A 22240-nucleotide genomic window follows, 5' to 3' on the forward strand; every position below is an offset into this window, starting at 1 on the left:
CAACACCCGTGATCAGCACTGCCACCAACGCTCGCACCACCGAGGAGATGGCGCGTTACCTCGAGGCCCTGGGGCCGCTCCGGCCGCTCGTCGAGGACGACAGCCTCACCGAGATCATGGTCAACGGCACCGACATGGTCTACGTGGAGCGTGGCGGGAAGATCCTTCTCACCGACGTGCACTTCGACGACGAGAACCACCTGCTGCGCGTCATCGACCTCATCGTCTCCGCGGTGGGCCGGCGCATCGACTTCCGCCAGCCCCTCTGCGACGCGCGCCTGCTCGACGGCTCGCGCGTCAACGCGGTGGTGCCGCCGATCGCGGTCGACGGGCCGATGCTCACCATCCGGAAGTTCTCCAAGGATCCCTATCAGGCCTCCGACCTGATCCGGTTCGGCACCCTGACCGAGGCCTCGGCGGCATTCCTCAAGGCCTGCGTGCTGGCCCGCGCCAACATGGTCATCAGCGGCGGCACCGGCACCGGAAAGACCACCCTGCTCAACGTCTGCTCGAGCTTCATCCCGATCGACGAGCGCATCGTCACCATCGAGGACGCGGCCGAGCTGCAGCTGAACCAGGAGCACGTGTGCCGGATGGAGGCGCGGCCCCCGGACGTCAACGGCGAGGGCCGGGTCGGGATCCGCGAGCTGGTGATGAACAGCCTGCGGATGCGGCCCGACCGCATCGTCGTCGGCGAGTGCCGCGGCGGCGAGGCGCTGGACATGCTCCAGGCGATGAACACCGGCCACGACGGCTCGCTCACCACCATCCACTCCAACAATGCGCGCGACTGCCTCGCCCGCATGGAGACGCTGGTGCTGATGGCGGGCATGGACCTGCCGGTGCGCGCCATCCGCCAGCAGGTGGCGTCGGCGATCAACCTCATCGTGCAGCTGAGCCGGCTGAAGGACGGCTCGCGCCGGGTCACCTCCGTCACCGAGGTCGTCGGCATGGAGGGCGAGACGATCACGATGCAGGACATCTTCGTCTTCAAGTCGCTCGGCGCCGACGAGAACGGTCGGATCATGGGCGACTTCGTTCCCACCGGCATCCGCCCCCAGATCATCAACCGGCTGTTCGACATGGGCGTCCCCATGCCCCCGGAGCTGGCGCGTCTCTTCCCGGACCGCCGCACCTCCCAGCAGGCCACCGCGTTCGCCGACCGCCGCAAGCCATGACCATCCGGGGGCGGGATGCGGCCGAGCGCGCGCGGCACTGGGCGGAGCTGAGCAGGTCCGGCCGGGCGGTGCGCGCGCTGCCCGCGGGCGACGATCCCGACACCGACGCCGGCGAGGCCGCGCCTCACCATCGGGTCGTCGCCGCGTCACTCGCGGCCGCGACCGGGCTGGGCAGCGCCGCGCTCGGCGTCGCCTCCGGGGCGCCGCTGCCGGTGCAGGCGTCGAGCGCGACCCTGGACTCGAACCTGCTCGCGCTGACCAACCAGGACCGCACCAGCAACGGCGTCGGCGCGCTGCAGTGGAACTCCACCCTGGGGTCGATCGCCGACAACCGCCCGTACAACTGCAACGGGGTGATCGTCAACGGGCGTGCCCTGGACATGATCCAGCGCAACTACTTCGACCATCCCATCCTCGGCTGCGGCCAGATGGCCGATCGCATGGTCACCGCCGCGGGCGTGTCCTGGACCGCGTGGGGCGAGAACATCGAGTGGCAGTCCGGGGGCGGCGACCCCGCCTCGGCCGCCGCGGCGCTGAACACCGGCTTCATGAACAGCCCGCCCCACCGGGCCAACATCCTCAACGGCAACTACACCCAGATGGGGATCGGCTCCGAGCTCGGCAACGGCTGGTCCGACCAGCTCACCGGCTCGGGACCCTACGACGGTGTGTGGATGGTCGCCGAGGAGTTCGCCCGGTCCACCGGTGGCGGCGGCGGTGCTCCGGCGCCGGTGCCCGTGCCGGTGCGCACCCCCCGCCCGATCCCCCCGGTGAGGGTGCCGGTCCCGGTGCCGCACCCGCTGGTCCAGGCCCCCGCCCCCGCATCCGACCCCGCGCCCACCGCGGCCCCCACCCCGGCTCCGACCCCCACCCCCACCCCGTCGCCCACACCTCCGCCGTTCGTCCCCACCAGCCTGGCGCCGGCCGACGGCACCGCGGCCGGGGCCGGCACCGCATCGCCGGCGGCGGCGCCGCTCCTCTACACCCCCCAAGGCCTCCTCTCCGACTCCGTCGAGGGCGTCCTCGAGGGCCATCTCCTTGACTGACCACGCCGTCGTCGCCGCTCCCGCCGCCTCCCTCGGAGCCGGCACCGTCGTCGCCGTCGAGGGCGTGCGCAAGGCCTACCGGATCAGCCGCGAGCCCCGCGACGTGCTCGCCGGGGTGTCGCTCCAGGTCACCCGCGGCGAGTTCGTCGCCATCATGGGTCCGAGCGGCTGCGGCAAGAGCACCCTGCTCCACGTCCTCGGCGGCCTCGAGCCGCCCGACGCGGGTCGGGTGATCATCGACGGCCGCGACCTCTACTCCCTCGACGACGAGCGCCTCGCCGCCTTCCGCCGCGACCACATCGGCCTGGTCTTCCAGTTCTTCAACCTCATCCCCAGCCTGACCGCCGCCGAGAACGTCGCCCTGCCGCTGCGGCTGCGCGGGCGCGCCCGCGGCACCGCCCGCTGGGGCGGGCCCAACCGCCGCCGGGTGATCCGCCGCCGGGTGCACGCGCTGATGGACCAGCTCGACCTCCACGGCCTCCAGGGCCACGGGCCGGAGGAGATCTCCGGCGGGGAGCAGCAGCGCGTGGCCCTGGCCCGCGCGCTCGCGGTGGCCCCCACGGTGCTGCTCGCCGACGAGCCCACCGGCAACCTCGACTGGGCCACCGCCCACGAGGTGATGGCCCTGCTCGCGCAGCTCTGCCGCAGCGAGGGTCAGACCACCGTGGTGGTCACCCACGACGCCCGCACCGCCGCCTGGGCCGACCGGGTGCTGGTGATGCGCGACGGCGCCGTCGTCGACGAGGTCGACCTCGGCCGCCGCGACGCGACCGTCGCTCCCGACCCGGCACCGCTGGTGGCGCGGCTCGTCGAGCTGGGGCTGTGATCCCGTCGATCCTGCGGGGCTGGTTGCGGACCCGACCGCTGCGCGGCCTCCTCGCCGCCCTCGCGGTCGCCCTCGGCGTCGCCGCCCTGCTCGCCGTCCAGCTCACCCTCGCCGGGCTGGACGGCCAGGCGAGCAGCGCCCAGCGTCTCCGCGCCGGCGCCTCCGGGGTCGACGTCCGCACCGTCGCCGGCCCCGGCCTCGACGCCGGCGACCTCGCCACCCTGCGGGGCATCCACGGCGTCGCCGGGGTGAGCCCGCTGCTCCAGAAGAGCACCGTCGCCCGGGTGGCGGCGAGCGCCGTCGAGGGGCTCGACGTGTCGGTGGTGGGACTCGACGGCGGCCGCGCCGCGCTGCGTCCGCTCCACCTCGTCGGCGGCCGGCTGCCCGCCGACGGCGCCCTCACCGAGGCGGTGCTCGACCAGGGGGTGGCCGCCGCGCTGCGCTCCACCGGGGCGGCCCACGCCGTGCGCGTGGGCGAGACCGTCCGGTTGGTGACCAGGGACGGCGACCGGGTCTTCACCGTGGTCGGCCTCACCGCCGCCGGCGCCGGGGGGCCGGCCTTCTCCGGCCCCGCCGTGTTCGTCAGCCGCGCCGCCGCCGAGGGGCCCTTCGGGCTCGGCCTGCGCACCCCGCTCGCGGCCATTCGGCTCGCCCCGGGCGCCAGCGCGACGGCGGTGGCCACCGCCGTCGATGCGCGGCTGGGCGGCGCCGCCCTCGCCATCGACCCGCGCGCCGGCGCCGCCGGCCCGCTCGACCAGATCCGCCCGCTGCTGCTGCTCGTGGTCGCGCTCGCCGGCCTGATCTGCGCCGGGGTGAGCGCCAACACCACCGCGCTGGCGGTGAGCGAGCGCCGCCGGGAGATCGGCCTGCTCCGCGCCGCCGGCGCCGGTCCCCGGCAGGTGCTCCGCCTGCTGCTCGCCGAGGCCGCCGTGCTCGGCGCCGCCGGCGCGGCCCTGGGGCTGGTGGCGGGGGCGCTGCTCGGCGCGGTGGCGGTCGCCCGCCTCGGCGCCGCAGGCCTGCCCGCGCCCCCCCTGGCGCTGGAGCCCTGGCGGCTGGTCGACGCCGCCGCCGCCGGCCTCGCCGCCTCCGTGCTCGGCGCCCTGCTGCCCGCGCTCGCCGCCACCCGGGTGGCGCCGCTGAGCGCGCTGCGGTCGGCCGCCGAGCCGTCGCGCCAGCGTCCCTCCTGGCCGCTCGCCGCCGCCGGGGTGGCCCTCGCCACCGCCGGGCTGGCGGCGGCGAGCAGCACCAACGTCACCGCCGTGGTCGGCGGCTGCGCCGCCCTGCTGGTGGGCGCCGCCCTCTGCCTGCCGCTGGTCGCCGGCCCGCTGCTCCGCGGCGTCGGCGCCGCGCTGAGCCCGGTGGCGCGCACCGCCCCGGTGGCCGCCGCCGCGCTCGCCCGCCGCCGCCGCCGCACCGCGCTCACCCTCGCCGGCCTGGTGGTCAGCGTGGCCACGGCGACGGCGCTCAGCGCGCTGAGCTCCGGCGCGCTCACCGCCGGCGACCGCTGGGTCACCCAGATGTTCGTCGGCGACGTCGTCGTCCACAGCCCGGCGACCCAGCCCGGTTCGATCGCCCAGCTGGTGGCCGCCACCCCCGGGGTGCGCGAGGTGACCCCGGTGCGCTTCCTCCCCGCCGCGGCCCAGGGCAGCTCGATCGGCCTCGCCGCGATCGACCCCATCGCCTACCAGGCGAGCAGCGCTCTCGACGTGGTCGAGGGCGGCCGCGGGGCGGCGCTCACCGCCCTCGACGTCAGCCCGTCGGTCCTGGTCCCCCAGGACCTGGCGACCGCGAACGGCTGGCACCGGGGCAGCACCATCGCCCTGAGCGCGGGCGGCAACCAGCTCCAGGTCACCGTCGCCGGCGTGGTCGCGCACTCGCTGCCCGCGGGCGACGGGCGCGAGGCGCTGCTGATCGGCGACGGCATCGCCCGCCGCCTCTACGGCGACGCCGCCGGCGGCTTCGACGTCCTCCAGGTGGTGACCAGCGACAGCGCCGCGCTGCCGGCCATCTCCCGGGTGGCGGCGCTCTACGGGATGAACGCCGTGCCGGTCACCACCATCCGCGACGACGCCCGTCAGGCGCTCGGCCACACCCTCGCGCTGCTCGGGGTGCTCAGCTGGGTGGCGGTCGGGATCGCGATGCTCGCGGTGGTGAACACGCTGCTGGTCAACGCCCGCCAGGGCACCCGCGAGCTCGCCCTGCTGCGCGCCGCCGGGCTCAGCCGCCGGAGGGCGGTGCGGCTGGTGCTCACCGAGGCCGGCCTGCTCGCCACCACCGGCACCGTCCTCGGGGTCGCCGCCGGCTGCGGGCTGGCGCTGCCGCTGCTCCGTGCCGGGTCGTCGCCGGGCTTCCGGCCGCAGTTCGTGCTCCCGGTGGGGTCGGCGCTCGCGGCCCTGGTCGCGGTGGTGGTGGGCTCGCTGCTCGCCGCCGCGCTGCCGGCACGGCACGCCTCACGGGCGGCGATCGTCGCCGCCATCCGACACGACTGATAGTCTGAGATCATGGTGCCCCTATGAGCCGTCTCACCCGGATCCTCGGCGATCCCATCAAGAAGGACGTCCGTCGCGCGGGCTCGACGGTCGACACGATCAACGCGCTCGAGGAGCAGTTCGAGGCCCTCAGCGACGAGGAGCTGCGCGCCAAGTCCGCGGAGTTCCGCGAGCGCCTGGGGGTCGAGGGCCCCGACCTCAGCCTCGGCCAGCCGGTCACCGTGGGCATCACCGGCGACGAGGACGAGGAGGACGAGGGCGCCGAGGAGGACCGCCGCGAGATCGAGATGGCCGAGCGCGAGCGCGACCGGATCCTCGACGAGATCCTCCCCGAGGCCTTCGCCTGCGTCCGCGAGGCGTCCCGCCGGGTCCTGGGGATGCGCCACTTCGACGTCCAGCTGATCGGTGGCATGGTGCTCCACCAGGGGAAGATCTCCGAGATGCGCACCGGCGAGGGCAAGACCCTGGTCGCCACCCTCCCGCTGTACCTCAACGCGCTGCTGGGCAGGGGCGCGCACCTGGTGACCGTCAACGACTACCTGGCACGGCGTGACGCGGGCTGGAACGGTCCCCTGTACCACGCGCTGGGCATGACCGTGGGCGTCATCGCCCACGAGATGTCGCTGATCTACGACCCCGAGTACCACGACGACAGCCACTTCGACCCGCGGCTGCGCAACCTGCGGCCGTGCTCGCGGCGCGAGGCCTACGCCACCGACATCACCTACGCGACCAACAACGAGCTCGGCTTCGACTACCTCCGCGACAACATGGCGGTGACCGTCGAGCAGTGCGTGCAGCGCCGCCTCTGGTACGCGATCGTCGACGAGGTCGACTCCATCCTCGTCGACGAGGCGCGCACCCCGCTGATCATCAGCGGTGAGGCCGACGAGCCCACCGAGAAGTACTACACCTACGCTCGCCTCATCCCCCGCCTGGTGGCGGAGGAGGACTTCACCAAGGACGAGAAGACCAAGTCGGCGGCGCTCACCGAGGAGGGCATCTCCAAGATCGAGAGGTGGACGGGCCTCAAGAACGTCTACGACCTCGAGCACGCCGCCGACGCCCACCAGATCAACCAGGCGCTGCGCGCCCACGCGCTCTACCTGCGCGACCGCGAGTACATCGTCAAGGACGGCGAGGTGATCATCGTCGACGAGTTCACCGGCCGCACCATGCCGGGACGGCGCTGGTCGGACGGGCTCCACCAGGCCATCGAGGCGAAGGAGGGGGTGAAGGTCCAGCAGGAGAACATCACCCTGGCGACCATCACCTTCCAGAACTTCTTCCGGCTGTACCGCAAGCTGGCGGGGATGACCGGCACGGCGCTCACCGAGGCCGAGGAGTTCCACAAGATCTACTCGCTGGACGTGATCCCCATCCCCACCAACCGGCCGATGATCCGCAAGGACGAGTCCGACCTCATCTACAAGACCGAGGAGGGCAAGTTCAAGGCGGTCGCGGAGGAGATCGCGGAGCGCGCCGAGAAGGGGCAGCCGGTGCTGGTGGGCACCACCTCGATCGAGAAGAGCGAGCGGCTCTCGCACCTGCTGGAGAAGCGCGGCATCGTCCACAACGTGCTCAACGCCAAGCAGCACGAGCGGGAGGCGAGCATCGTCGCCGAGGCGGGCAAGGCGGGGGCGGTGACCATCGCCACCAACATGGCCGGCCGCGGCACCGACATCGTGCTCGGCGAGGGCGTGGCCGACGCCGGCGGGCTCTACATCATCGGCACCGAGCGGCACGAGTCGCGCCGCATCGACAACCAGCTGCGCGGCCGCTCCGGGCGCCAGGGCGACCCTGGCGAGACCCGCTTCTTCCTCTCGTTCGAGGACGACCTGATGCGCGTCTTCGGCGGTGACCGCATGCAGGGCCTGATGGACCGGCTGCGCATCGACGAGGACACGCCCATCGAGTCGCGGATGGTGACCCGCCAGATCGAGGGCGCCCAGTCGCGCGTCGAGGGCCAGAACTTCGACTCCAGGCGCCACGTCGTCGAGTACGACGACGTCATGAACAAGCAGCGCGAGGTCATCTACGGCGAGCGCCGGAAGATCCTCGAGGGCACCGACACCCGCACCAACCTGATGAGCATGATCGACCGGCTGGTCGCCGCCGAGGTGCCCACCTTCTGCGAGGGCCGCAACCGCGACGGCTGGGACCTCGAGGGGATGTGGGAGCGGTTCCGGCAGATCGCCCCGCTGCCGCCGGTGGACGAGGTCGACCTCGACAGCCTCGGCGACGGCGTCGAGGCGATCGCCGAGGCGGTCACCAACGAGCTGGTCGCCGGCTATGAGGAGAAGGAGACCCAGTACGGCGAGGACACGATGCGCTACGTCGAGCAGCGCGTGATGCTCGAGGTGATCGACCAGAAGTGGCGCGCCTACCTCACCCAGATGGATCATCTTCGCGAGGGCGTGGGCCTGGTCGGCTACGGCCAGAAGGACCCGCTGATGGAGTACAAGAGCCAGGCCTTCGAGGCCTTCGGCGAGCTCACCGAGGAGATCCAGCGCGACATCGTGCGCCTCCTCATGCACGTGCAGATCCAGCTCCAGGCGCCTCCCGTGCCGGCGCCGGACCAGCCCACCGACGGTCCCCCCGACGCCGCCGGCAGCGAGGACGCGGACGCGGAGGAGCCGTCACCGGAGGCCGACGCCGGCGACGACGTCCCGCCCGCCGCCCGCCCCGCCGCCGCCCAGGCGAGCGCCGGACTGGCCCGGGCCGCGGCCCGCGCCCGCGCCACCCCGGGGGCCGCCCCGGCCGCGGCCGCCGCAGCCGGCGGCGCCGTGATCGCCGCCCCCACCCCGCGGGTGCGCAACGTCGTGGAGAGCTCGTCGGAGGGCAGCCGGCAGGTCTCGGGGTCGGCGACGCCGGGCAACGGCGGCGGTGCCGACGCCCACGGCAAGGTGGGCCGCAACGACCCCTGCCCGTGCAACAGCGGCCTCAAGTACAAGCGCTGCCACGGACGCTACGAGTAGCCCCACCCTCCCCTCGATCAGCGCGGTCACCGTGGCCACCCACGACATGGCCGCGGCGGTCCGCTTCTACCGCCTGCTCGGCCTCGAGGTCGCCCACGGCGGGGAGGCCGCGGGGTTCACCTCGCTGCGGCTCGCGGACGGACGGTTTCTCAACCTCATCCTCCAACCCCCGGAGCGGCGATGGTCGTGGTGGGGGCGCCTGATCCTCCACGTCGACGACGTCGACGCCGTCCACCGCCGGGTGGTCGCCGCCGGCCTCCATCCCGAGGCGCCGCCGCGCGACGCCGAGTGGGGCGAGCGCTACTTCCACCTGCTGGATCCCGACGGGCACGAGGTGAGCATCGCGCGGCCGCTTCGGTGAGGGATGCGCGGCCGCTCCTCCTCCTCGACGTCGACGGCGTGCTCCTGCCCTTCCCCGACCGGCGCCCCGGCTTCGACGGAGTGGGCCTCGAGGGCGCTCCGCACGGCTTCCACGCCAACCACGGCGTCTGGCTGGGCGAGCTGGCTCAGCGCTACGAGCTGGCCTGGTGCACGATGTGGGGAGAGCGCGCCAACCTCGACATCTGCCCCCGCCTGGGGATGCCGCCGCTGCCGGTGATCGAGCTCTGGGACGAGGAGCACGGCCTCGACCGGTGGAAGCTGCCGGGCGTGGAGCGGTTCGCCGGCGGGCGGCCGCTCGCCTGGGTCGACGACTCCTTCGACGCCTCCACCCGCGCCTGGGCGCGGGCGCGGCCGGCGCCGACCCTGCTGCTGGGAGTGGCCCCGCGCACCGGCCTGAGCCGGCGCCACGTCCGCCGGCTGGCGGCCTTCGCCCGGACGGTGGCGTCGTCGTACGATTGATCGATGAGCGAGCTGACCTCCCGAGCCGAAGACCTGTACCTCAAGGTGACCCAGCTCCGGGAGCATCTTTGACCTCGAGGGCAGGCGGACACGGCTCGCCGAGCTCGACACGGAGCTCGCCGACCCCTCGCTCTGGGACGATCCACGCCGCGCCGGGACGCTGAGCCAGGAGGCCTCGCGGCTCCGCGACGAGCTCGGCGGCTGGGAGCGTCTCGACCGCACCGCCCGCGACGCCCGCGACCTCGCCGGCCTGCTCGACACCGAGCCCGACGATGCGGTCGCGGCCGACCTCCGGAGCGAGCTCGACGCGATGGAGAAGGAGCTGTCCACCCGCGAGGTGGCGATGCTCTTCACCGACCCGTACAGCGACCACGCGGCGCTGATCAGCGTGCACGCGGGGGCCGGGGGCGTCGACTCCCAGGACTGGGCGGAGATGCTGGTGCGCATGTACCTCCGCTGGGCCGAGGAGCACAAGTTCGCGGCCGAGTTCATCGAGGAGTCGGTGGGGGAGGAGGCGGGGATCAGGTCGGCGACCATCCGGATCGCGGGCGACCGCACCTTCGGCCGGATGCGCGCCGAGCGCGGCGTCCACCGGCTGGTGCGGCTGAGCCCGTTCGACTCGGCGCACCGCCGCCAGACCTCCTTCGCCCTGGTCGAGGTGAGCCCCGAGATCGAGGACGACGTCAGCGTGGAGATCGACCCCGAGGACGTCCGCGTCGACGTCTTCCGGAGCAGCGGCGCCGGCGGCCAGCACGTCAACAAGACGTCGTCGGCGGTGCGGCTCACCCACCTCCCCACCAACACCGTGGTCACCTGCCAGAACGAGCGCTCTCAGCAGCAGAACCGCGACGTCGCCTGGCGGATCCTCCGCTCCCGGCTGCTCACCCTTCAGCAGGCGGCCCACGCCGAGCACCTCGCCGAGCTCAAGGGCGACTCGCTGCCCGCGGAGTGGGGCAGCCAGATCCGGTCCTACGTGCTGCAGCCCTACACGATGGTCAAGGACCACCGCACCGGGGTCGAGGTGGGCAACGCCCAGGCGGTGCTCGACGGCGCGATCGACCCGTTCATCGAGGGGTACCTGCGCTGGTCGGCGAAGGAGCAGAACGGGGGCTCGCCGAACGGCGCCTGAGACCGGGCCCTCCGCGGCCCCGGTACCCCGGCTATACTCCGTCCGATTCCCGTCCCGGGCCCAAATCCGCTCGACGCCACCGTGCGAGCCCGCCGGGAACCTCGGGTGGGTGGCCGGCCGGCCACTCGGGGGGAGCCCTGCCGGAGCCGAATCGGAGCGTACCCAGTGCACGCACCGACGACGGTGTCGCCGTCCCGCGACGACGGGGACCGGTCCCGTGACCCGGTCCCCTGGGGGGCCATCCGGCAGCCGGAGAACCTGGACGCCAGCGTTCCCGGGGTCGCCCGTGGCCATGTCGCGCTCGCCGCCGACCCCGCCCTGCGCCCGATCATCAGCTTCCACGGGGTCAACAAGACCTACCCCAACGGGACCGTGGCGCTGCGTGACATCAACCTCGGCATCAACGAGCGCGACTTCGTCTTCCTGGTGGGGGCGAGCGGTGCCGGCAAGTCGACGCTGGTACGGCTGCTCATCCGCGAGGAGGCGGCGAGCAGCGGGCGCATCTTCGTCAACGGCACCGAGCTCACCAACCTGCCCAGGCGCCGCCTGCCCCGGCTCCGCCGCGGCATCGGCATCGTCTTCCAGGACTACAAGCTCCTGCCCCGGCAGACGGTGGCGCAGAACGTCGCCTTCGCCCTCCAGGTCACCCACCCCGGCCAGCGCCACCTCAAGGCGAAGGTCGAGGAGGCGCTCTGGATCGTCGGCCTCGAGGACAAGATCAGCAAGTTCCCCGAGGAGCTCAGCGGCGGCGAGCAGCAGCGCGTGGCCATCGCCCGCGCCCTCGTCCACAAGCCGCGCATCTTCCTCGCCGACGAGCCCACCGGGAACCTCGACCCCGACACCTCCTGGGGCATCGTGCAGCTGCTGTTGCAGATCAACCACCGCGGCACCACCGTGGTGATGGCCACCCACAACCGCGAGGTCGTCGACCTGGTGCGCCGCCGGGTCATCGCCATCGAGGGCGGACGGGTGGTGCGCGACGAGCAGGAGGGTCAGTACCTCAAGGACGGCGAGGCGACGATCGGATGATCGGCCTGGTCAACAGCCTGCGCTTCGCCCTGGTCAGCGCCGGCCAGAACTTCTATCGCAACCTGGCGGTGTCGCTGGCGGCGGTGTTCACCATGGCGCTGATCCTGCTCATGGTCGGGATCACCCAGCTCGGCACCCACATGCTCGACCAGGTGCTCACCACCGAGCAGGCGCGGGCGAGCAACATCAAGGTCTACCTCGAGGACGGGGTGTCGCTGGCGTCGATCGAGAACCTGCGCCGCCACCTCGCCGCCGACCCCCGGGTGGCCGGCGTCCACTTCGAGAGCAAGGACGACGCCGCCCGGGAGGCGGCCTCGCAGAAGGAGCTCGGCGACTCGCTCAAGGTGCTCGGCAGCAACCCGCTGCCGGCCTCGCTGAACCTCGACCTCCACCGCCTCGGCGACCTGCCCGCCATCGACCGGATGGTTCGGCTCAACGCGGTCGTGGCCCACGACACCCACCCCACCGACTACAACCCCGACGTCATCCACAAGCTGCAGGGCCTGATCGTGGCGCTGCAGCTGATCGCCCTGGTGATCGGCATCGTGCTCGCGGTGATCAGCGTCGTGATCATCATGAACACCATCCGCACCGCGGTGTACGTCCGCCGACGAGAGATCGAGATCATGAAGCTGGTGGGCGCCACCGACTGGTTCGTGCGCGTGCCCTTCATCCTCGAGGGGGTCTTCGGCGGGGTGCTCGCCGCCCTGGTCGCCGGGGCGGTGATCAGCGCCCTGTACAAGCCGGCGGTGACCAACCTGCGCTCCACCCTGTTCATCTTCCCGCTGACGTACGACGGCCCCTACCTGGGGGTCCTCATCGTCCTGCTGCTCGCCGCCGGCGTCGGTCTCGGCGCCTTCGGCAGCTACCTGGGGGTCCGCCGCTTCCTCACCGCCTGAGCAAACGTCCCCGCCCACGTCCCACCACACCACGGCTCTTCCGCCAGGAGAGATCCCCGCCATGCCCCAGCCGACTCCGCGGCGACGCGGCCTCCGCGCCGCCACCGTCTGCCTGCTCGTCGCCGTGCCCTCCCTGCTGCTGGGCGCAACCCCGAGCCACGCCGACCAGATCAGCGACAAGCAGCACCAGCGCGACCAGGTCGGAGGCCTCATCGGCAGGCTCCAGGGGAACATCGCCGTCCTCCGCACCCGGGAGGGGCAGCTGCGCGCGGTCATCGCCCGGCTCGACGGCCAGATCGCCACCCAGCAGCAGGCGGTGGCCACCGCCCAGGCCACCCTGACACGGCTCGCCGCCGACCTGGTCGCCGCCCAGCAGAAGCTCCAGGACGCCCGCGACCGGCTCGCCGCCGATCGCGAGATCCTCGCCCGCGAGGTGGTGGCGATCTACAAGATGGGCACCAACACCGCGATCAACAACCTGCTGAGCAGCGAGAACTTCGCCCAGTTCTGGCAGCGCTACATCAACGTGCGGCGGGTGGCCGGCGGCCAGCACGACGTGGTCGCGAAGGTGCACCGGGAGGCCGACGCGGTCGACGCGCTGGTGACCCGGATCAGCACCGACAAGGCCACCCAGACCCAGGTCACCAACGACCTCAGCAGCCAGGAGCGGCAGCTGGAGGCGGGCCGGTCGCAGCGGACCGCGGAGCAGGCGGCGCTCGCCGTCGTCGAGGCCGACGACCAGCGGCAGCTCGCCCTCGCCGAGCAGAGCGCCCGCGAGCTCGAGGCCCAGATCAGCGCCCTCAAGCGGGCCCAGGAGGAGGCCAAGCGCCGCGCCGGCGGCAGCGGGCGCTTCCTCTGGCCGCTCACCGGCGAGATCACCCAGGGCTTCGGCTGCACCCCCTACCCGTTCGAGCCGTACGACCCCAGCTGCCCGGGACGCCACTTCCACAGCGGCCTCGACATCGCCACCGTCTACGGCACCCCGGTGGCCGCCACCGACAGCGGCGTCGCCTACGACTTCCCCAGCTCGTACGGCTACGGGAACCACGTGATCCTCGTCCACGGCAACGGCTGGGTCTCGATCTACGGGCATCTCAGCCGCTTCGCGGTCGGCAACGGCGACGCCGTCCACGCCGGCCAGGTGATCGGCTACGAGGGCAGCAGCGGCAACTCCACCGGCCCCCACCTTCACTTTGAAATCCGCTTCAACGACGTCCCCCGCAATCCCCTACAGTACCTGCCGTGATCCCGACGCCCCCACCGGGAGGCGCACCGACCGGTTCTGCGGGCTCGGGCCCGAGCCTGCCCCAGCCGCCGATGAGCTGGGGACCGGTGTCGCCGTCCTCACAACGCGGTGCCCCGCCACCCCCGCCACAGCGCCGGCTGCCCGCCGTGCTGATGGTGCTGAGCGTGCTGGTCGGCTGCTATCTGACCGGGCTGGCGGTGAACAACCTCTCCGGCACCCGCGCCGCCGGGGTGCTCGACGTGGTCTTCCCCCACGTCGGCCACAACCGCGTCAACACCGCCAGCATCAACAGCGCCTGGGACGTCATCCAGCAGCAGTACGTCATCCGCGACGTCGGCGCCACGGTGGGCACCCAGGGCGCCGAGAGCGGGCTGATCGAGGGGCTGCGCGCCAGGTACAACGACCGCTTCTCGGCCTTCTACACCGCCGACCAGTACGCCACCCTGAAGCGCGACCTGAGCGGCCGCCGCAACGGCAGCATCGGCATCACCCTGGAGGCGCGGTGTGACGGCGCCACCCTCTGCCCTCCCGGCGCCACCCCGACGGTGGTGGCCATCGAGGACGTGCTCAGGAACCAGCCGGCCGACCGCGCCGGACTGCGCAACGGCGACATCATCGTGGCGGTGGCGGGCACCCCGATCGCCGGCCTCGGCGCGGACGCCACCACCCGGCTGGCGAAGGTCGGTCCGCTGATCCGCGGCCCCGCCGGCACCCCGGTCACCATGGTGGTCCAGCGCGGCACCCAGCAGATCACCGTCACCGTGACCCGCGCCGACCTGCAGATCGCCTCCGCCTACGCCCAGAAGCTGGGGACGGTGCTCTACCTGCAGATCACCGCCTTCGACGAGAACACCGGGGAGATGCTCCGCACCCTGCTCCAGGGCGGCCTCAAGGGCGGGGTCAGCGGCATCGTGCTCGACCTGCGGCACAATCCCGGTGGGCTGGTGACCGAGGCCCAGTCCAGCGCCAGCGAGTTCCTCACCCCGAAGCCCGGGGTGGAGGAGGACGTGCTGGTCCGCCGCGGCCGCCTCGCCCCCGACGGCAACCCCACGAGCGCCGAGAACGTGCAGCGTGACCGGATCGAGTCCGGCGGACTGGCGCCCACCCAGCCGCTCGCCGTGCTGATCGACGGCAGCAGCGCCAGTGCGGCGGAGATCGTCGCCGCCGCCCTCCACGACTACCACCGGGGCACCCTGGTCGGCCAGAAGTCGTTCGGCAAGGGCTCGGTGCAGCAGGACTTCGGGCTCCCCGACGGCGCCGACCTCCACCTCACCGTCGAGAAGTGGTTCGGACCCGGCGGCGAGACCATCGACGGCACCGGGATCACCCCCGACATCAGCGCCGCCCTCCCCGACGACGACCACCGCTTCCACCTCGAGGCGCAGTCGCCGCCGCCCAGCGCCGACTCCCAGCTCCAGGCGGCGCTGGCCGCGCTGACCGGCACCAAGGCGGCCTGAGGTGGCCGAGCGGTACGACGTCGCGATCATCGGGGGTGGGTCGGGTGGCTACGTGGGCGCGATCCGTGCCAGCCAGCTGGGGCTGCGCACCGTGCTGGTGGAGAGCGACAAGGTGGGCGGCACCTGCCTCCACCGCGGTTGCATCCCCACCAAGGCGCTGCTCCAGACCGCGGCACTGCTCGACTCCGCCCGCTCCTCGGCCCGGCTGGGGGTCCGCATCGCCGACGTCGCGCTCGACTGGCCGGCGGCGGCGCGCAACCGCGACCAGGTGGTCGGCCGGCTGCACCAGGGGGTGCAGGGGCTGCTGCGCAAGAACAGGGTGACGGTGCTGGCGGGCCGGGGGCGCCTGCTCGGCCCCGGCCGGGTCGGGGTCTCCGCGACCGGCGGGGAGGAGACCGAGGTCGAGGCCGGGGCGGTGATCCTCGCCACCGGCTCGCGGGTGCGCAGCCTGCCCGGGCTCGACCTCGACGGCCGCACCGTGATCAGCAGCGACGACGCCCTGGTGCTCGACCACGTGCCCGCGTCGGTGATCGTGCTCGGCGCCGGCGCGGTCGGGGTCGAGTTCGCATCGATGTTCCGCAGCATGGACGCCCAGGTCACCGTCGTCGAGGTCGCCGACCGGCTGGTGCCGCTCGAGGACGAGGCGATCGGCCCCGAGCTGCAGCGCGCCTTCGAGCGCCGCGGCATCCGCTGCCTGGCCGGCGCCCGCCTCGACCCCGCGTCGGTGCGGCGCGACGGCGGCGGGGTCTCGGTCAACGTGAGCGGCCCCGCCGGCGAGGAGCGCCTCGAGGCCGAGGTGCTGCTGGTGGCGGTGGGCCGCCAGGCGAACCTCGAGGAGCTGGGCATCGAGGGCACCGCCATCGCCGTCGACCGGGGCGTGGTGCGGGTCGGCCCCACCCTGGCCACCGCCGAGCCCGGGGTCTACGCCGTCGGCGACATGGTCGGCGGCTTCCAGCTCGCCCACAAGGCGATGCACGAGGGGGTGATCGCCGCCGAGGCGATCGCCGGCCGCGACCCCCACCCGCTGCAGCCGCGGCTGGTCCCCCGCACCACCTACTGCACCCCGCAGATCGGGTCGCTGGGGCTGGGCGAGGCCGAGGCCCGGGCCGCCGGCCACGACGTCCGCACCGGCGTCTTCCCCTTCCGCGGCAACGGCCGGGCCCTGATCTGGGGCGAGGCGGACGGCTTCTGCAAGGTGGTCGCGGACGCCGCCACCAACGACGTCCTCGGCGTCCACCTCATCGGCCACGAGGTCACCGAGCTGATCGCCGGCCCGGCGCTCGGCGCCCTCCTCGAGGTCACCCCCCTCGAGCTGTCCCGGGCGATCGCCCCCCACCCCACCCTGAGCGAGGTGCTCGGCGAGGCGGCCCTCGCGCTGAGCGGCGAGGCGATCCACCTCTGACGGCGGTGTGACGGCCCCGTGCGATACCGCACGGTGATGTGACCCCGGGGCGGCGGGCGACTGGGTAGGTTGTGAGCGTGTCCAGTCTCTCCGGCGTCCCCCGCCGCAGCATGGCGGCACGGGGGGTGGCGGATTTGGGCGCGGCGGCCCGTACCGTCCCGTCCCGTCTGCTGATGTCGGTGCGCGCTGCCGCCGCCACCTGGTCGCTGGTCGCCGTGATGCTGGCGGTCTGGGGCGTGGAGCGGGCGGTCGAGGGGCAGATGCACGGCGGCCGGCCGATCGGGCTCCTCTCGCTGGGCGCGCTGCCGAACTTCAGCGTCGTGGGCCGGGGTGGCAGCACCGACTGGTGGCGGTACGTCAGCAGCGCCCTGCTCCACCAGAGCCCGCTCCACCTCGCCGGCAACGTCACCGGCGTGCTCGTGGTCGGCACCCTGGTCGAGCGCCTCTACGGCCCCCTGGTGACGGTGGCGACCTTCACCCTCACCGCGGTCGCCGCCGGAGCCCTCTGGGTCGCCGCGGGCGGTGCCGGGCTGATTCCGCTGGGCACCTACACGGTGGGCGCCTCCGGCGGGCTCTGCGGCCTCATCGGCCTGCTGGTGATGTACGGGCGCCGCCCCCACCCGGGGGGCGGCCGCAGCCAGCCCACCGCCGCGCGGATCCGGGCGCTGGCGGCGACCGGCCTGGTGCTCCTCAGCGGCGCGGCGCTCCCCGGGGTGACCAACCTGGCCCACGCCGCGGGGCTCTCCTGCGGCCTGCTGCTCGGTGCCCAGGTGCCACCGTTGCCGGGCCACGGCGGCCGCCGCCTCCGCCCCGTCGAGCGTGCGGTGCTCGTGGTGGTGCTGGCGGTGGCGGTGCTGGCGCTGGTCATCGCCGGCGTCCACCTCGGCGGCCGCCTGCTGGAGCCCCGGTAGGTCTCAGCCGCAGCTGGTCAGGGTCAGGATGTCCGGCGTCTCGGAGAGGGTCACCCCCGAGGCCCGGGCGGCGTGGGCGGCGAGCACCCGCCGCAGCAGCGCGTGATCGGCCCCGGGGGCGGCGGCGAGGGCGACCCGCATGCAGGCGGTCGCCCCGCTGGTCCAGGCCACATCGGCGTCCCCGTGCCAGGCCGCCGCGGCGACCTCGGCGTCGGCGGTGGTGATCGCGCCGGTGGCGGCGGCATGGTCGAGCAGCAGGCGCAGGCCGAGCTCGCCGAGCACCCCACGGTCGAACACCGGACCGGCCGGCGCTGGGGTGGCGAGGTGCACGGCGGGCGCGGTGCCGCCGAGGAAGCGCTGCGGCTCGAGGATCTCGGCGCTGGTGGTCGGCGGGGTGCGGAAGGCGGCGTCGACCCCCGCCTGGCCGCGCACCGCGGCGAGGGCGCGGACGAAGGTCGCGCCGGCGCCGTAGGGGAAGCGGAGGATGGCGGCGAGCGGCGCCGGGGTCTCACCCCGCACCCCGGTGGCCGCGTCCCGCTCGAGCAGGGCGCGGGTCCGCTGGGAGGCGGGGAGCGAGGCGAGGTACTCGTCCTCGATGCGCACCGCGTCGCCCTCGACGAGCGCCGCGAACGCCTGGGCGCGCTCGTCGGTGACGCCGTCGAGCTGGGGGCGGTCGACGCCGAACCACTGGTCCTGGAGGGCGTGGGTCAGCTCGTGGACCAGCACCTCGCGGACGAAGGGGGTGGCGGCGCTGCCGCGCACCAACAGGGTCCGGGAGGCGTGCTCGTAGAGGCCGACCAGGCCCTCCGCCTGGGAGCGGCGGGCGGCGGCGGCGAGGTCGACGCTGCGGGGCACCAGCTGCAGCGCGTGGATGTCGGAGGCGAGGGTGGGATCGATGCCGCCGCCGCCGGCGCGGGCCCGGAAGGCGGCGTCGTCGAGCAGGAGCACCCGCACCGGGGTGGTGAAGCGCAGCCCGCGGTGTGTCTCGACGAAGCGCTCGGCGTCGGGCACGAAGGCCTCGAGGCTGGGCGGGTCGGCGGGCGTGGGCACCGCCGTGGGCGACGCTGCGGCGGTCGCCGGGGCGGGGGCCGCCACCGCCGGGGCGCTCGGGGCGGAGCTGCACCCCGCCGCGGTCAGGGCGGTGGCGACGGCCACCGCCGCGAGGGTTCGAGCGCTACGCGGCAAGATCTCGCAGGATGGCGGCGAGCGACGGGCGGCGCAGCCGGCGGAGCGCGGTGGTCTCGATCTGCCGGGCGCGCTCCCGGGTGACGCCGAGGCGGCGGCCCACCTCCTCGAGGGTGCGCTGGTGGTCGTCGACCAGGCCGAAGCGGAGCTGGATCACCCGCCGCTCGCGCGGGGTCAGCGCGGTGAGGATGGACTCGATCTCGCTGCGCACCACGCCGGTGGCGACGGTCGTCTCCGGGCCCGGAGCGGCGTCCTCGATGAGGTCGCCGAGCCGGCCACCGTCATCCTCGCCGATGGGGACGTCGAGCGACACCGGCTCGCGCGCCGCCGACCGCAGCGCGCGCACCTGGTCGACGCGCATCCCCGCCGCCGTGGCGACCTCCTCCTCGGTGGGCTCGCGGCCGAGCTCCTGGGTGAGGGTGCGGGTGATCCGCAGCACCTGGCCGTGGCGCTCGCCCACGTGCACGGGGAGGCGGATGGTGCGGGACTTGTCGGCGACCGCCCGGCTGATCGCCTGGCGGATCCACCACGTCGCGTAGGTCGAGAACTTGAAGCCGCGCCGGTAGTCGAACTTCTCGACCGCCCGCATCAGTCCGATGTTGCCCTCCTGGATGAGGTCGAGCAGGGGCAGGCCGGAGCTGGAGTAGCGGCGGGCGACCGAGACCACGAGGCGCAGGTTGGCCTCGATCAGGTGGCGCCGTGCCTGCTGCGAGCCGGCCTCGATCTGGATGGCCAGCTCGACCTCCTCGGCGGCGGTGAGCAGGCGGACCTTGCCGATCTCGTTGAGGTAGGCGCGGACGGGGTCGTCGAGGCCGGCGGTGAGGCGTGCCTCGCGGAGGTCGTCGGCGTCGGCGTCGAGGACCAGCGCGTCGCCGTCGTCGGGGGCGTGCTTCGGGCCCTCGACGGCCCAGGGGTCGGCGGGCACGCCGGAGAGGCTCAGCAGCTCTGCCGGGTCGGCTGCGGTGCCGCCCTGGTCGTCGTCGAGCATCAAGGTGGGGTGAGTCCTCATGGCGAGAAGGGTGAAGCCTCGGTGTAAAGTTCCCGTTCGCTCGCGCCCGGGAGCGGGCCCGCACGGATGAGATACCCCGCGTGCGAGGGCGGTAAACCGCCCCACCGGCGGTCGAAACCGTCCAGCCGCGCCGGTCGGCGCCTGTTTTGGCCCGCGACCGCGTTCTTGGGGTCAAGATCCTGTCACCGTGGTGACAATGGGGGATTCCGAGGATGATGCTGTCCCGGTGGGATCGGTGCATGGGCCAGAGCCCTCCACGCCCTTGGGAGACGACGACGTGGCTGTGATGAGACCGGAGACCTCCCCGGGGTCGGACCTCGACGCCGAGCTGCTTCTGACGATGTACCGGCACATGGTCCGGGCGCGCGTCCTCGACGAGCGCATGTGGGTGCTGAACCGCCAGGGACGGGCGCCGTTCGTGATCTCCTGCCAGGGCCACGAGGCCGCCCAGGTGGGGATGGCGATGGCGCTGAGGCCGGGCCACGACTGGATCGCGCCCTACTACCGCGACCTCGCCCTCACCCTGGTGCTGGGGATGACGCCGCGCGACCACCTTCTCGCCCTGCTCGCCCGCGCCGCCGACCCCAACAGCGGCGGCCGGCAGATGCCCGCCCACTACGGCTACCGCCCCCTGAACATCATCACCGGCGGTTCGCCGGTGGCCACCCAGATGCTCCACGCCGCCGGGGCGGCGCTGGCCAGCCGGGTGCGCGGCGAGGACGCGGTCGCCTACACCTCGCTCGGCGAGGGCAGCACCAGCGAGGGCGACTTCCACGAGGCGCTGAACTTCGCCGCGGTCCACCAGCTGCCGATGATCACCGTGGTCGAGAACAACGGCTTCGCGATCAGCGTCCCCTGGTCGAAGCAGGGACACACCAAGGACGTCGCCGACCGCGCCCTGGGCTACGGCATGCCCGGCGTCATCGTCGACGGCCTCGACCCGGTGGCCTCGTACCACGTGATGACCGAGGCGGTGGCGCGGGCCCGGCGCGGTGAGGGTCCCACCCTCATCGAGGCGAAGGTGGCCCGGCTCACCCCCCACAGCTCCGACGACGACGACCGCCCCTACAAGACCCGCGAGGCGGTCGCCGAGGAGAAGGCCCAGGACTGCGTGCTCCGCTTCCGCCGGGTGCTCGAGGAGCGCGGCGTGCTCTCCCCGGGCGACGCCGAGGAGGTCCGCGCCGAGTGCATGCGCGAGGTCGACCGCGCCCAGGAGGAGGCCGAGAACTCGCCGCTGCCGTCCCCCGACTCGCTCCACCTCCACGTCTACGGAGACCAGTGACGATGGCCATCAAGACCTACATCGAGGCGATCCGCGAGGGGATGCGCGACGAGATGCGCCGCGACCCCCGGGTGATCCTCCTGGGCGAGGACGTCGGGGTGAAGGGCGGGGTCTTCAAGGCCACCGAGGGGCTCCACGCCGAGTTCGGCGAGATGCGGGTCATCGACACCCCGCTCGCCGAGTCGGCGATCGTCGGGGTGGCGATCGGCGCCGCCATCAACGGCCTGCGGCCGATCGCCGAGATCCAGTTCCAGGACTTCATCCTGCCCGCCGTCGACCAGATCATCAGCGAGGCGGCGAAGATCCGCTACCGGAGCAACAACGGCTTCAGCGTGCCGATGGTGGTGCGCGCCCCCTTCGGCGGCGGCGTCCACGGCGCCCTGTACCACTCCCAGTCGCTGGAGGCGATGTTCTGCCACATCCCCGGGCTCAAGGTGGTGGTGCCGAGCACCCCGCAGGACGCCAAGGGGCTGCTGCGCGCCGCCATCCGCGACCCCGACCCGGTGCTCTTCTTCGAGCACAAGCGCTGCTACCGGCTGATCCGCGGCGAGGTGCCCGACGGTGAGTACACGGTGCCGCTGGGGCGCGCCGAGGTGCGCCGGCAGGGCCGGGACATCGCCATCTTCACCTACGGCCTGATGACCCACTTCTGCCTCGAGGCCGCGGAGTCGCTGGCCGCCGACGGCTTCGACTGCGAGGTCGTCGACCTGCGCAGCCTGCGCCCGCTCGACCGGGCGACGATCGTGGCGAGCGCACGGAGGTGCGGCAAGGTGCTCTGCGTGCAGGAGGCCAACCTGGCGGTCAGCGTGATGTCCGAGGTGGCGGCGATCGTCGCCGAGGACTGTTTCGAGTACCTTGATGCTCCGGTGCGGCGGCTGGGCGGGCCGGAGGTGCCGGGGGTGCCCTTCTCGCCGCCGCTGGAGGAGGCCTACATGGTCAACACTGCGAAGATCGAGGCGGCACTGCGCGACCTGGCGGCGTACTGATGGCGGTCACGGTCACGATGCCGCAGCTCGGTGAGAGCGTCACCGAGGGCACCATCGGGAGGTGGCTGAAGCAGCCAGGTGAGCGGATCGAGCGCTACGAGCCGATCGCCGAGGTGATCACCGACAAGGTGAACGCCGAGGTGCCCGCCCCCTCCGACGGGGTGATGGGTGAGCTGATCGCGCCGGAGGGGGCCACCGTCCCCGTCGGCGGGGTCATCTGCACCATCCGCGGGCTCGACGAGGGCGCCGCTCCGGCCGCGGCCGCGCCCGCACCGGAGGCCGCCGCCGCACCGGCTGCCCCGGCTCCGCAGCCGGCCCCACCTGCCCCCGCTCCGGCGGCCGCCGCGC

The 22240-nt window shown here is 73.5% G+C and carries 19 protein-coding genes; 17 read left to right on the forward strand and 2 right to left on the reverse strand.

The features are described from left to right. Window positions 1–47 precede the first annotated feature (47 nt). The 14 genes from VGL20_13535 to VGL20_13600 all read left to right on the forward strand — a co-directional run bounded on the left by VGL20_13535 (window position 48) and on the right by VGL20_13600 (window position 17430). Window positions 48–1178, forward strand: a complete 1131-nt coding sequence (locus VGL20_13535) for a CpaF family protein (protein ID HEY2704700.1) — start codon at window positions 48–50, stop codon at window positions 1176–1178. Further along, window positions 1175–2224 carry a CAP domain-containing protein gene (locus VGL20_13540; protein HEY2704701.1) on the forward strand — a complete coding sequence of 350 codons (1050 nt, stop codon included), beginning with the start codon at window positions 1175–1177 and terminating at the stop codon, window positions 2222–2224. Before VGL20_13535 ends, VGL20_13540 begins: the two co-directional genes overlap by 4 nt. After that, window positions 2217–3050 carry an ABC transporter ATP-binding protein gene (locus VGL20_13545; GenBank protein ID HEY2704702.1) on the forward strand — a complete coding sequence of 278 codons (834 nt, stop codon included), beginning with the start codon at window positions 2217–2219 and terminating at the stop codon, window positions 3048–3050. Before VGL20_13540 ends, VGL20_13545 begins: the two co-directional genes overlap by 8 nt. Next, on the forward strand, window positions 3047–5539 hold the full coding sequence (locus VGL20_13550) for an FtsX-like permease family protein (GenBank protein ID HEY2704703.1): 2493 nt from the start codon (window positions 3047–3049) through the stop codon (window positions 5537–5539). The genes VGL20_13545 and VGL20_13550 overlap by 4 nt, the downstream gene beginning before the upstream one ends. Before the next feature lie 23 nt (window positions 5540–5562). Continuing rightward, complete coding sequence (locus VGL20_13555) at window positions 5563–8517, forward strand: preprotein translocase subunit SecA (protein ID HEY2704704.1); 2955 nt, start codon at window positions 5563–5565, stop codon at window positions 8515–8517. A 16-nt stretch (window positions 8518–8533) separates the two neighbouring features. Then, window positions 8534–8878 carry a VOC family protein gene (locus tag VGL20_13560; GenBank protein ID HEY2704705.1) on the forward strand — a complete coding sequence of 115 codons (345 nt, stop codon included), beginning with the start codon at window positions 8534–8536 and terminating at the stop codon, window positions 8876–8878. Then, on the forward strand, window positions 8875–9357 hold the full coding sequence (locus VGL20_13565) for a hypothetical protein (GenBank protein HEY2704706.1): 483 nt from the start codon (window positions 8875–8877) through the stop codon (window positions 9355–9357). Before VGL20_13560 ends, VGL20_13565 begins: the two co-directional genes overlap by 4 nt. Window positions 9358–9360: 3 nt before the next feature. Beyond that, window positions 9361–10486 (forward strand): peptide chain release factor 2 gene (gene prfB / locus VGL20_13570; protein ID HEY2704707.1). Its coding sequence is split into 2 segments (ribosomal slippage): window positions 9361–9426 and window positions 9428–10486, totalling 1125 coding nucleotides; the frame shifts between segments, so codons are not numbered across the junction. Between the two features lie 327 nt (window positions 10487–10813). Further along, window positions 10814–11515, forward strand: coding sequence for a cell division ATP-binding protein FtsE (gene ftsE, locus VGL20_13575; protein ID HEY2704708.1), 702 nt, complete (start codon window positions 10814–10816; stop codon window positions 11513–11515). Further along, window positions 11512–12414, forward strand: a complete 903-nt coding sequence (locus VGL20_13580; GenBank protein ID HEY2704709.1) for a permease-like cell division protein FtsX — start codon at window positions 11512–11514, stop codon at window positions 12412–12414. The genes ftsE and VGL20_13580 overlap by 4 nt, the downstream gene beginning before the upstream one ends. A gap of 61 nt (window positions 12415–12475) precedes the next feature. After that, a complete protein-coding gene (locus tag VGL20_13585; GenBank protein ID HEY2704710.1) occupies window positions 12476–13660 on the forward strand; it encodes a peptidoglycan DD-metalloendopeptidase family protein in 1185 nt (394 codons plus the stop codon). Window positions 13661–13731: 71 nt separating this feature from the next. Next, window positions 13732–15117, forward strand: a complete 1386-nt coding sequence (locus VGL20_13590; GenBank protein HEY2704711.1) for a S41 family peptidase — start codon at window positions 13732–13734, stop codon at window positions 15115–15117. Window position 15118: 1 nt separating this feature from the next. Beyond that, window positions 15119–16519, forward strand: coding sequence for a dihydrolipoyl dehydrogenase (gene lpdA / locus VGL20_13595; protein HEY2704712.1), 1401 nt, complete (start codon window positions 15119–15121; stop codon window positions 16517–16519). A 77-nt stretch (window positions 16520–16596) separates the two neighbouring features. Continuing rightward, entirely contained in the window at window positions 16597–17430 is an 834-nt protein-coding gene (locus tag VGL20_13600; GenBank protein ID HEY2704713.1) for a rhomboid family intramembrane serine protease, read from the forward strand. A 3-nt stretch (window positions 17431–17433) separates the two neighbouring features. Here the strand turns inward: VGL20_13600 and VGL20_13605 are convergent, their stop codons facing one another. Beyond that, window positions 17434–18585 carry a hypothetical protein gene (locus tag VGL20_13605; GenBank protein ID HEY2704714.1) on the reverse strand — a complete coding sequence of 384 codons (1152 nt, stop codon included), beginning with the start codon at window positions 18583–18585 and terminating at the stop codon, window positions 17434–17436. A 19-nt stretch (window positions 18586–18604) separates the two neighbouring features. Then, window positions 18605–19624: a sigma-70 family RNA polymerase sigma factor gene (locus VGL20_13610; GenBank protein ID HEY2704715.1), complete on the reverse strand. Its 1020-nt coding sequence runs from the start codon at window positions 19622–19624 to the stop codon at window positions 18605–18607. 286 nt (window positions 19625–19910) lie between these two features. On the opposite strand from VGL20_13610, the gene VGL20_13615 reads away from it, so the two are divergent. The 3 genes from VGL20_13615 to VGL20_13625 all read left to right on the forward strand — a co-directional run. Further along, the gene (locus VGL20_13615; protein HEY2704716.1) at window positions 19911–20906 is read left to right on the forward strand and encodes a thiamine pyrophosphate-dependent dehydrogenase E1 component subunit alpha; all 996 of its coding nucleotides are present in this window, start codon (window positions 19911–19913) and stop codon (window positions 20904–20906) included. A 2-nt stretch (window positions 20907–20908) separates the two neighbouring features. Beyond that, complete coding sequence (locus tag VGL20_13620; protein ID HEY2704717.1) at window positions 20909–21892, forward strand: alpha-ketoacid dehydrogenase subunit beta; 984 nt, start codon at window positions 20909–20911, stop codon at window positions 21890–21892. Then, window positions 21892–22240 (forward strand): biotin/lipoyl-containing protein (locus VGL20_13625; protein HEY2704718.1); only part of this gene is annotated, 349 nt, incomplete at its 3' end. The genes VGL20_13620 and VGL20_13625, both read left to right, overlap by 1 nt.

The organism is Candidatus Dormiibacterota bacterium, assembly GCA_036495095.1.
Taxonomy (GTDB): domain Bacteria; phylum Chloroflexota; class Dormibacteria; order Aeolococcales; family Aeolococcaceae; genus CF-96.

Bases quoted from the DNA above. Each gene is read 5' to 3' on its own strand.
- VGL20_13535 (HEY2704700.1), top strand. From the start codon at position 48: ATGGCGCGTTACCTCGAGGCCCTGGGGCCGCTCCGGCCGCTCGTCGAG.
- VGL20_13540 (HEY2704701.1), top strand. From the start codon at position 1,175: ATGACCATCCGGGGGCGGGATGCGGCCGAGCGCGCGCGGCACTGGGCG.
- VGL20_13555 (HEY2704704.1), top strand. From the start codon at position 5,563: ATGAGCCGTCTCACCCGGATCCTCGGCGATCCCATCAAGAAGGACGTC.
- VGL20_13580 (HEY2704709.1), top strand. From the start codon at position 11,512: ATGATCGGCCTGGTCAACAGCCTGCGCTTCGCCCTGGTCAGCGCCGGC.
- VGL20_13585 (HEY2704710.1), top strand. From the start codon at position 12,476: ATGCCCCAGCCGACTCCGCGGCGACGCGGCCTCCGCGCCGCCACCGTC.
- VGL20_13590 (HEY2704711.1), top strand. From the start codon at position 13,732: ATGAGCTGGGGACCGGTGTCGCCGTCCTCACAACGCGGTGCCCCGCCA.
- VGL20_13610 (HEY2704715.1), bottom strand. From the start codon at position 19,624: ATGAGGACTCACCCCACCTTGATGCTCGACGACGACCAGGGCGGCACC.
- VGL20_13615 (HEY2704716.1), top strand. From the start codon at position 19,911: ATGAGACCGGAGACCTCCCCGGGGTCGGACCTCGACGCCGAGCTGCTT.
- VGL20_13620 (HEY2704717.1), top strand. From the start codon at position 20,909: ATGGCCATCAAGACCTACATCGAGGCGATCCGCGAGGGGATGCGCGAC.